This is a genomic window from Pseudomonas sp. GL-B-19 (assembly GCF_019956415.1).
Taxonomy (GTDB): Bacteria; Pseudomonadota; Gammaproteobacteria; order Pseudomonadales; family Pseudomonadaceae; genus Aquipseudomonas.
In genome coordinates, this window is the sequence record NZ_JAHBDK010000057.1 from 19,450 (window position 1) to 29,690 (window position 10,241).

The 10,241-nt window shown below is 61.1% G+C and carries 10 protein-coding genes; 6 read left to right on the plus strand and 4 right to left on the minus strand.

Going from position 1 to position 10,241, the window contains the following annotated elements:
- The first annotated feature begins 3 nt into the window (after nt 1–3).
- The 5 genes from KGB06_RS22215 to feaR all read left to right on the plus strand — a co-directional run bounded on the left by KGB06_RS22215 (nt 4) and on the right by feaR (nt 4,964).
- Nucleotides 4–1,287, plus strand: a complete 1,284-nt coding sequence (locus tag KGB06_RS22215; protein WP_223519587.1) for an aromatic ring-hydroxylating oxygenase subunit alpha — start codon at nt 4–6, stop codon at nt 1,285–1,287.
- Nucleotides 1,284–1,784: an aromatic-ring-hydroxylating dioxygenase subunit beta gene (locus KGB06_RS22220; protein ID WP_223519589.1), complete on the plus strand. Its 501-nt coding sequence runs from the start codon at nt 1,284–1,286 to the stop codon at nt 1,782–1,784. Before KGB06_RS22215 ends, KGB06_RS22220 begins: the two co-directional genes overlap by 4 nt.
- 11 nt (nt 1,785–1,795) lie before the next feature.
- Nucleotides 1,796–2,536 carry an SDR family NAD(P)-dependent oxidoreductase gene (locus tag KGB06_RS22225; protein WP_223519591.1) on the plus strand — a complete coding sequence of 247 codons (741 nt, stop codon included), beginning with the start codon at nt 1,796–1,798 and terminating at the stop codon, nt 2,534–2,536.
- Between the two features lie 406 nt (nt 2,537–2,942).
- Entirely contained in the window at nt 2,943–3,893 is a 951-nt protein-coding gene (locus tag KGB06_RS22230; protein ID WP_223519593.1) for a PDR/VanB family oxidoreductase, read from the plus strand.
- A gap of 153 nt (nt 3,894–4,046) precedes the next feature.
- Entirely contained in the window at nt 4,047–4,964 is a 918-nt protein-coding gene (feaR, locus tag KGB06_RS22235) for a transcriptional regulator FeaR (protein ID WP_223519595.1), read from the plus strand.
- A gap of 58 nt (nt 4,965–5,022) precedes the next feature.
- On the opposite strand, the gene KGB06_RS22240 is transcribed toward feaR, so the two are convergent.
- The gene (locus tag KGB06_RS22240; RefSeq protein ID WP_007945336.1) at nt 5,023–5,652 is read right to left on the minus strand and encodes a response regulator transcription factor; all 630 of its coding nucleotides are present in this window, start codon (nt 5,650–5,652) and stop codon (nt 5,023–5,025) included.
- A gap of 258 nt (nt 5,653–5,910) precedes the next feature.
- Here KGB06_RS22240 and hpaC point away from each other — a divergent pair, with 258 nt between their 5' ends.
- Complete coding sequence (hpaC, locus tag KGB06_RS22245) at nt 5,911–6,423, plus strand: 4-hydroxyphenylacetate 3-monooxygenase, reductase component (RefSeq protein WP_223519596.1); 513 nt, start codon at nt 5,911–5,913, stop codon at nt 6,421–6,423.
- Nucleotides 6,424–6,542: 119 nt separating this feature from the next.
- Here the strand turns inward: hpaC and KGB06_RS22250 are convergent, their stop codons facing one another.
- The 3 genes from KGB06_RS22250 to KGB06_RS22260 are packed head-to-tail and all read right to left on the minus strand — an operon-like array spanning nt 6,543 to nt 10,155.
- Nucleotides 6,543–7,559: a phosphotransferase enzyme family protein gene (locus tag KGB06_RS22250; RefSeq protein ID WP_223519598.1), complete on the minus strand. Its 1,017-nt coding sequence runs from the start codon at nt 7,557–7,559 to the stop codon at nt 6,543–6,545.
- 9 nt (nt 7,560–7,568) lie between these two features.
- Nucleotides 7,569–8,849 (minus strand): aspartate aminotransferase family protein, encoded by a 1,281-nt coding sequence (locus tag KGB06_RS22255; protein WP_223519600.1) that lies wholly within the window; start codon nt 8,847–8,849, stop codon nt 7,569–7,571.
- Nucleotides 8,842–10,155 (minus strand): amino acid permease, encoded by a 1,314-nt coding sequence (locus KGB06_RS22260; RefSeq protein WP_223519602.1) that lies wholly within the window; start codon nt 10,153–10,155, stop codon nt 8,842–8,844. Before KGB06_RS22260 ends, KGB06_RS22255 begins: the two co-directional genes overlap by 8 nt.
- Nucleotides 10,156–10,241: the final 86 nt, after the last annotated feature.

A 10,241-nucleotide genomic window follows, 5' to 3' on the forward strand; every position in this document is an offset into this window, starting at 1 on the left:
CGCATGAGCACTCATGAATACCGGCTGATCGCATCATCGAAAAGCCCCGACGAACTGGTCAGTCACGACCGCGTTGACGTCTCGCTGTACAACGATCCTGCGTTGTTCGAATCCGAGCTGGACAAGATTTTCTACCGCACCTGGGTGTGGGTTGCCCACGAAAGCGAAGTGCGCAATTGCGGCGACTTCAAAACCGCCACCATCGGCCGTCGCCCGGTGATCGTTGTTCGCGACAAGAAGAACAACATCAACGTCCTGGAAAACCGCTGCCGCCACCGTGGCGCCACCGTGTGCGAGAAGCACAAAGGCAACGCCACCGGTTTCACCTGCCCGTACCACAGCTGGTCGTATGGCCTGGACGGCAAACTGCGTGCGCTGCCGTACCCGGACGGTTACGAAGGCATTCTGGAAAAGTCCGAACTGCCGCTCACCAGCCTGCGTGTGGAAAGCTACGCCGGCATGGTCTTCGCCAGCTACAACGACGAGATTGAACCGCTGGAAGATTTCCTCGGTGGCGCCAAGCACTGGATGGACCTGTTCATGAAACAGGGCGCCGGCTACCCGATCAAGACCCAGGGCGAACACAAGTTCAGCTTCAAGGGCAACTGGAAGATCCAGCTGGAAAACACCACCGACGGTTATCACTTCCCGATCGTGCACAAGTCGTTCATGTCGTCGGTGGATGAAGAAACCTCGGAAATGCTCTCGTTCATGACCGACGAACAAGCGGTTACCCACTCGCTGGGCAACGGCCACAGCGTGATGGTGATGGTGCCGGAACACGTTGACCTTGATCACGACGACGGCACCGAACAGTTGCAGGAGCGCTTCGCCCACGTCACCGAAGAACTGTCGAAAACCCTGCCGACGGATCAAGTGCGCCGCATCGTGCGTTCGCTGCACGGCGCCGGTTTTAACCTGAATCTGTTCCCGAACGTGGCGATGTCGATGTCGTTCTTCCGCGTGCTACGCCCGGTCTCGGTCACCGAAACCGAGATCCGCCACGTCGCCCTCGGCATGGACGGCGGCCCGGAAATCGCCAACCGCGAACGCATGCGCATTCACGAACACTTCCAGGGCCCGTTCGGTTTCGGCAGCCCGGATGATGCCGAGGCCTGGGACCGTGTGCAGCGCGGCTCGTACGCCGGCGTCGATGCACCAATCCTGGTCAACCGCGGCCTCAATCGCGAAATCACCGCCGAGAACGGCGACAAGGTGTCCCACGCCACCGACGAAGGCGGCATGCGCGGTGCTTATGACATGTGGAAAAGGATGATGAGCCAATGAACAATCACGACACCCTGAATGGTTTTTCCGGCCCGCTGGCCCAGGCCATCGAATTCATCTGGCGCGAAGCCGAACTGCTCGACCACAAGAACTACGCCGAATGGGCGACTTTGTGGAGCGACAGCGGCAAGTACATCGTGCCGATCGATCCGGACACCGAAGACTTTGAAGCCACGCTCAACTACGCCTACGACGATGCGCGTATGCGTGACTTGCGCATCGAGCGCCTGACCGCCGGCTATTCGCCGTCGGCGGTGGACGCGGCAAAAACCATCCGCACGGTCTCGCGTTTCCGTCTGGTGGAAGCCGCCGGCGACCTCGTTGAAGTCAATTCCGCGCAGATGCTGTACGCCTACAAACGCGGCGTGCACACGCCGTTCGTGGCTGACCTCAACCACCGCATTCGCTTCGTCGACGGTGTGGCAAAGCTGGAACGCAAAGTCGTGCGCCTGATTAACTCAACCGACAGCCTGAGCGCGCTCGGCTTCCTGCTGTGAGGGCCAACACCATGAATCGAGTAGCCCTGGTGACCGGCGCTTCGCGCGGTCTCGGCAAATGCATCGCCCGTCGCTTGCACGCGGCGGGCTATCGCGTGGCCCTGGCCGATGTGCGCCTCGATGGCGTGCAACAGTTGGCAGCGGAACTCGATGGCAACGGCGCGACTGCCGTCGCCATCGAACTGGATGTGCGTAACAAGGCCGATTTTGTCCGTGCCCGCGACCTGCTCGCCGAGCGTTGGGGCGGTACTGACATTTTGGTGAACAACGCCGGTCAATCGAAAGTGGCCGCGCTGATGGACATCACCCCGGAAGAATTCGACGAGTCGATGGCGATAAACCTGCGCGGCACGTTCGTGGCCTGCCAGGTGTTCGGCGCGCACTTTGCCGAGCGCGGTTTTGGTCGCATCGTCAACATCGCCTCGCTCGCCGGCCAGAACGGCGGCACTGCCACTGGCGCGCATTACGCGGCGGCCAAGGGCGGCGTGGCGACGCTGACCAAGGTCTTCGCCCGTGAACTGGCGCCACAAGGTGTGACGGTCAACAGCATCTCGCCGGGTCCGCTGGACTTGCCGATCGTGCGCGAAACCGTGGCCCCGGAGCGACTGGAGCAGATTCTCAAGATGATCCCGGCCGGCACCCTCGGCGCCCCGGAGTACATCGCCGACAGCGTATTGCTGCTGATTGCCGAACACGCTGCTTCGGTAACTGGTGCGTGCTGGGACATCAACGGCGGCTTGTTCATGCGCTGAAAAAAGCGTTCAACGCAGCTCGTGTAGCAGCTGTCGAGCAGCGCGAGGCAGCGTTCGGCTGCAAAGCAGTGGTGAAATCAGGCGATGCGGTGTTTCAGGAAGATCGTGTGTTCAGGTTTTACGACTGCTGCGCAGCCGAACGCAGCCTCGCAGGCTCGACAGCTGCTACGAGCGAACGCAGCCTCGCGGTGCTCGACTTGTTCGTGCGCTGAAAAAAAGCGTTCAACGCAGCTTAGGTAGCAGCTGGCGAAGCCTGCGTTCGGCTGCGAAGCAGTCGTGAAATCAGGCGATGTGGTGTTTCAGGAAGATCGTGAGTTCAGGTTCGAAGCCGAACGCAGCCTCGCGGTGCTCGACAGCTGCTACAGGCTGCTTATTAAACAAAATCAACCGTATTTCAGGTGATGCAATGATGAAGGTGAGGATCGAAAGGATCGTCGACGAAGCGCTGGATATCCGTTCCTTTCGCCTCGTGCGCAGTGACGGTCAGCCGCTCGACAGTTATGAACCGGGGGCGCATGTCGACCTGACCGGGCCGACCGGGGTGACCCGCCAGTATTCGCTGTGCAGTCCACCGCAGGATCGCCGCGCCTATCTGGTGGCGGTGAAGAAAGAAGCGCAGTCGCGCGGTGGCTCGCTGGCGCTGCACGAGCAGGTGGAAGAGGGCATGGAGCTGGAAATGGGGGCTCCGCGCAACCTGTTCCGCCTCGACCCGACCGCCACCGAACATGTGCTGTTCGCCGCCGGCATTGGCGTCACGCCGCTACTGAGCATGGCCTATCGACTGGCGGAAAGTGGCCAACCGTATCGCCTGCACTACTTTGCCCGTTCGCCGGAGTACGCGGCCTTTTCCGAGCTGTTGGCCACAACCTTTGCCGATCATGTGCAGTTCCATTACGGCGTCGAGCCCGGTGACATGGATGCGGCATTGACCCAAAGCCTGAACCAGGCCGGCAGCGCTGCCCACGTCTACACCTGCGGCCCCGCGCCGTTTATGAACAAAGTGGTGGAAGTGGCCGCCCGCAGCCGTAGTGAAGATGCGATTCACCTGGAGCATTTCCAGGCCGATCCCGCCGCGAATGCCGGCCCTAGCGGTGGTTTTGAAGTGCAACTGTCCAGCTCCGGTGTGGTGCTTCAGGTGCCTGCCAATACCAGCCTGGTCGACGTGCTGCAGGCCCACGGCTGCGACATCGACACCGAGTGCCGCGAAGGTATCTGCGGCACCTGCATCGTCGAGGTGCTAGACGGGGTTCCGGAACACCGCGACAACTGTTTGTCGAGCAAAGAGAAGGCCGGCAACAAGCAAATTTGCGCCTGCGTTTCGCGAGCGCTTTCCGCTCGTCTGGTATTGGACCTTTAACCGGCAAAACCCCTGGAAACATTGCGTGGGAGTCGATTAAATCGGCGCCCCACGACCGTCTAAGGAGGCGACGGTCACGTACCCGGAATTAATCGAACTGCTCGGCGAAGCGGTCGAAAAATAACAATAAAACTGATGTGAGGCCCTGCGGTCATGAGTACTACTTCGGCGGTGCGCAACGATGCATTCGAAAGTTGGTTAAGCCAGGTCAATCAGGCCTGTGGGCGTTTCGACGCCCGCGCACTGGACGCGAATTTTTACGGTGAACTGACAGAATTTCGCAACGGCGCGATCAACCTCAGTGTGGTCGACATGGCCCATGTGCATCTGTATCGCACCAGCAAAGACGTCAGCACCAGCAGCGACGGCCACTACTACGCAGTGTTCCAACTGCGCGGCAGTTCGCAACTTGAACAGGGCGACAACCGCGCCCTGTTGGGCTGTGGCGACATCGCCCTGATCGACGCCTGCCGTCCCAGCGACATGACCTATAACGAAGATTCCCGGCAGCTGTCGCTGATCCTGCCGCGTCAGGTGGTGGAGCGCGGTTCGCATTTCAACGCCGTCAACTGCGCCACGCGCATTTCGGCCAGCACACCGCTGGCCGCGCTGGCCAACCGCATGGTGCTGGAGACCCAGCGCCAGGAAGGGCTGGAGATGCAGGAAAGCGAAGCCGTACTCGACGCATTGGTCAGTCTGTTGTTGCCGGGGATCAGCGCGCGTGACGCTAGCGTGGATGCCCATGAGCGGCAATTTCGCAAAACCATCGCCTACATCGACGAGCACATCAGCGCCGAAGAACTGTGCCCCGAGCTGATTGCCCGGGAAGTGGGAATGTCGGTGCGCGGTCTGTACCGGATGTTTTCCAAGCGCGGCCTGGTGGTGGCGCAATACATCAAGCATCGTCGCCTGGATTTCTGCGCCGAAAACCTGCGCCGCTCCGATGTCGAGCAGAAGCTCTCGGCGCTGTGCTACGCCTGGGGGTTCTCGGATTCCAGCTATTTTTCCTCGGCGTTCAAATCACGCTTCGGCGTCTCGCCGGGCGAATACCGCAAGCGCTACAGCCACTGACCGCGTGTGGGAGCGAGCCTGCTCGCGATGAGGCCCTCAATACCGCCGAAGAATAGACTCAGTGCCTTGCAGGCTCATCCACCGGTAAATGCAACACCTCGCGCACAAGCATGGCAATGCTGCTCACGCCCATCTTTTCCTTGATCTTGGTCCGGTGCACATCAACGGTTTTCACGCTGATGTTCAGCTCGCGGGCGATGACCTTGCTGGCCTTGCCATCGATCACCAGCATCAACACTTCCCGTTCCCGGCTGGTCAGCAGCGCGAGCTTGCCTTGCAGGTTCTGACGTTGCTGCTGATCGGCCTGGGCATGCACGGCGGTCTTCAGCGCCGCCTGAATGCGGTCGATCATTTGCTGCGGGTTGTAGGGCTTCTCGACGAAATCCAGTGCACCGTTCTTCATCGCCGTGACCGACATCGGAATGTCGCCATGGGCAGAGACAAAAATCGTCGGCAGGGTGCTGCCGCGCTGGTTGAGGATTTCCTGCAACTGAAAGCCGCTGGTTTCCGGCATGCGCACATCCAGCACCAGACACGCCGGTTGCTTGGGATCGTACTGGCTCAGGAACTCTTCAGCGCCGGCAAAGCATTGCGCCTGCACACTGACCGACTCCAGAAGCCAGGCGAGCGAGGTTCGCAGGTCTTTGTCGTCATCAACGATATAAACAATCGGTTTGCGGGTTTCCATCAGGGACTGCCACGAGAAATTCTATTTATTGTTATCGCACGCGTGCACGTTGCGGCGGACTTGCGCCTATGTTGGCGCCTCAAAGCAGGATACCCACTGCGAAGCGCCCTGACGATAAAGAAACCACCTAGTCGACTAGCGGAAAGCCCACCTCATCATGGGGATCGTCAGAATGGTTGCGGGCAGCGCCGGGCCTTAGTCTTGTTCCATAACCAAGGGCCGCACAACGACGGTCCTCCTGAAGGAAGGGGCACCGACATGGCCGACCTGAGCCAGCAGCAAATCGACTTTCGCAACGCCATGGCGCAGCTGCCTGCTGCGGTGAACATCATCACCACCAACGGCCCCGGCGGACAATGCGGCATCACCGCCAGCGCCGTGTGCTCGGTCACCGACTCACCGCCCACCGTGCTGGTCTGTGTGAACCGCAACAGCGCGACCCACGATGTGTTCCGCACCAACGGCCATCTGTGCGTCAACGTGCTGTGCGGCGAACAGGAAGACCTGGCCCGCCACTTCGCCGGCATGACCAAAGTGTCGATGGCCGAACGTTTTGCCTGGGACCTATGGGACGAAGGCGACACCGGCGTGCCGTTGCTGCGCGATGCACTGGTGCAGCTGGAAGGGCGGATTACCGAGTGCAAGGAAGTCGGATCGCATTCGGTGATGTTTGTTGAGTTGTCGAATGTCGGTGTGCGCGGGGAGAGGGATAGCCTGGTGTACTTCAACCGGTTGTTTCATCGGCTTGAGCATGCAGGGGCGCATTGCTGAGTTGATCGTTCCCACGCTCCGCGTGGGAATGCAGCCAGGGACGCTCTGCGTCCCCAAAAGCGGACTCAGAGCGTCCGGTGAGGCATTCCCACGCAGAGCGTGGGAATGATCTGGGGTGGTTACTGTTGCAGATATTCCCTGGCTAAATGGCAAGCCCGCTCAATCAACATCGGCGCCATTTCAATCGCGGTCGGCGTGCCTTTGCGGGTATGAATCCAGCCCAGGTACGTGGTGCCACGCAGCATCAGAAACAGCGCCAGCGTTGCACGATCAGCCTCAGTCAGCGGTTTAACCGCGTCGTAACCGGCCAACAATGCGACTTTGATCTGCTCATACCGCGGATCATCCAGGCAGAAATACAACGCCGTCGCCAGCTCGAACATGTGCCAGCCAAAACCGGCATCGTCAAAGTCGATCAGCCTCAACTGTGGTCCTTCAATCAGAAGATTCTCCGGTACCAGGTCCGCGTGAATCATGCCGAAGTTGTCAAGGCGCCGACCGTAACGACGCAGATCGCCCCGCGCTTGGCGACGTGCCTGTTGCAATAGCTCACGCTGCTCGTTGGTGAGCTGCTCCAACTCCCAGAACCGCCCCCAGAACGGATTGGCGCCGATCAAACCGTCCTCATCCCAGGCATGCCGCACAAACTCGTCCGGCTGCTGCCAATCCGCCGCGTGCAAGTGAATGCGTGCGGCAATCGCCCCCGCTTCGGCAAACAGAAAATCGATTTCAGTATCCGCCTGCACCCCGGCTTCAGAGGTGCCCGCCGTTGCGCCCGGCAGCCAGGCGAGCATGTCGACATGGCGCGGTTCGCCGATGTCGGCATGCAGCACTTCGACCAGATGCTGTTCGTTGCTCGCCCGGATAATCTGCGGCACGGTGATGCCGGCCGTGGCCAGCGCCTCCATCCATTGCAGCTCGGAACGTAGCGCCGCTTCGCAGTGATAGCCGTTGCGGTGGATGCGCAGGGCGACGCGCTGGCCGTCCTCGCGCCGGGCGGAGAACACTGCGTTCTCGCGGAATTTCACCAGTTCGATCTCGCCAAACTCGCCGTCCCAGTGTTGCAGGGCATGGCGGGCGAGGTCGTGCAGTTTGGCGACTTGCTGGTCGTGACTCAGGGTATGGAATTCAGTCATGACTAAGCCTCATAGGGCGCTCAGGGCGCGGTCCAGCGTGTCAACGAAGAGGTCGGCGTGGTCGCGGTTGAACACCAGCGGCGGCCGCAGTTTGAGAATGTTGTCGCCCGCGCCGATCTTGCTGATCAGCACGCCGTTGTCGCGCATATCGTTCACCACCTTGCGTGCTTCGGCCCCGGCAGGTTCCTTGCTCGCGTGATCGCGCACCAATTCCATGGCGAAGAACAGCCCTTTACCGCGCACATCGCCAATGATCGAGTGTTTGCCGGCGAGTATTTGCAAACGCTGCTGCACATACGCGCCGACGGATTGTGCGTTGTGCAACAGCTGTTGCTCTTCAATCACATCCAGCACCGCCATGCCGACCGCTGCCGCCACCGGCGAGCCGCCGAAGGTGTTGAAGTACATGGCGCTGCGCCCAAAGGCCTCGACCAATACTTTGCTGGTGATCAGCCCGGCCAGTGGATAGCCGTTGCCCATCGGTTTGCCGAGGGTGACGATGTCTGGCACCACGGCGTGGGCTTGATGGCCCCACAGGTGATCGCCGGTACGGCCGAATCCGGATTGCACTTCGTCTGCGATGAACAAACCGCCCGCAGCACGAATCAGTTCGGCCGCTTTGTTGACGAAACTGGCCGGCACCCGTGGCAAGCCTTCGTTGGCAAACAAGGTGTCGATCAGCAAGGCTGCCGGGCGTATGCCTTGAGCTTGCATCGAGGCGATGGCCGCTTTGATGTTGGCGGCATATTCTTCCGCCAGTTGCGCCTCAGTGGTGCCAGCGGGCGCGTGATACAGGCAAGGAATCGGCACCGCACGGGCGTGCGCGGCGAACGGTTCCGGCGACGGCAATGCGGTGGTGACTTCGGCCAGCGACGCCGAGTTACCGTGGTAGTTGTAATCGCTGACGATGATGCCGGTGCCGCCGCTGGCAAACCGCGCCAGGCGCAGCGCCAGTTCGTTGGCTTCGCTGCCGGTGCAGGTGAACATCGCGGTGTCGAGGGGCTTGGCAAACGTAGCGGTCAGGCGTTCGGCGTAACGCACCACTTGCTCATCGAGGTAGCGGGTGTGGATGTTCAGCGTCATTGCCTGGCGGTGCATCGCTTCCACCACATGCGGGTTGCAATGGCCGACGCAGGGCACGTTGTTGTAGACGTCGAGGTAGCGTTGGCCGTCGACGTCGTACAGCCAGACGCCTTCACCGCGCACCAGGTGCAACGGCTTGTCGTAGAACAACGGTGAAGCGCTGCCGAGGACGCGATGGCGGCGTTGCAGGAGCGTGTCTTCAGGCATGGTCTGGAACCTCAAGGTTGGCGCTGCGGGCACGCAGCAGGAAGTTGAAAATGCACAGCACTAAGGTCACCGCCAGGGCGATCAGCATCATCATGTCGAGTTGGAAACAGGCGGCGATCACCACCAGCGTCAAGGCCAGGCCCAGCCAGGCAACCACGGTGCCGCCGGCCAGACGGAACGGGCGCGGCAGATCAGGCTGGCTGCGTTTGATGCGCAGGTACGCGCCGAAAATGAACAGGTAGCAGACGTTGAGCAGCAGCACGACCGCGAGCATCACCGTGGCCGGATCGACGGCGGACATCGGCAGGCCGATCACACCGATCAGCAGCAGGGCCGGGAATGGCGTGCCGCGCTTGCCGGTCTTGCCCAACCATTGCGGGAACAAGCCGTCGCGGGCCATGGCGAACAACTGGCGAGAAGCGGCGTAAATCAGCGAGAAGAAGGTGGCGATCAGCCCGAACACCGCGCCGCAGCCAACCACCTTGGCCAGCCACGAAGCGTCGCCGTAGACGTTGGTGCTGGTCATCGCGGCGTACAGCGGATCCCCCGCCGAACCGACCAACTCGACACCACCCGCGCCCGGTGCGCAGACCAACACCACCAGCGCCGTCACCAGCAAGGTGCCGATGGCGGCGAGGATTCCCCGTGGCATGGTGCGGCCGGGGTTATTTGCTTCTTCCGCTGCTGAACCGGTTTGTTCCACGGTGATGAACAGCCAAATGGCAAAGGGCACACAGGCAAAAATCCCGCCGAGACTGACCGCCGGCCCGGCATATGCCGCCGGCATCTTCAACAGGTTCGCCAGTTCGACATGCGGCGCCATGGCCACGCCAAAGGTCAGCAGCGCCACGACGGCGATGGCGCCCGCGATCATGGTCAGGCCCATGGCCTCACCGACACCACGAAGGTGGATGCCGATAATCACCGCGAACAAGGCGATTTTCACCGGCCAACCGCCGAGGCCGAAAATCGATTCGGTGTAGGCGCAAATAAACGTCGCCGCCGCGCCAGTGCCGATGGTCAGCGCCAACGCACAGGCGACGCCGACCAGGTAACCCACAAACGGCCCGAACGCGCTTTGTGCATAGACGAAAACGCCACCAGCACTCGGCAATGCCGTCGACAGTTCGGCGACACACAACGCCAGCCCGCCACATAGCAACGCCATCAACACCGTGGCGATCAGCATGTTCATCCAACCGCCGGCCATCAGCCCGAAATTCCAGCCGGAGAACTGCCCGGCCACCACCAACGCAATTCCGAGGCCGGCAATCTTTGGCCAGCCCAACGCACTTTTCTTGAGCACAGAAGTCTCCTGCGACCCTAAGGTCGATTTATTGTTTTTGGGGGGTAGAAAAGGGGATCGGTTTTGATACTACGCGGGGGTGGGGG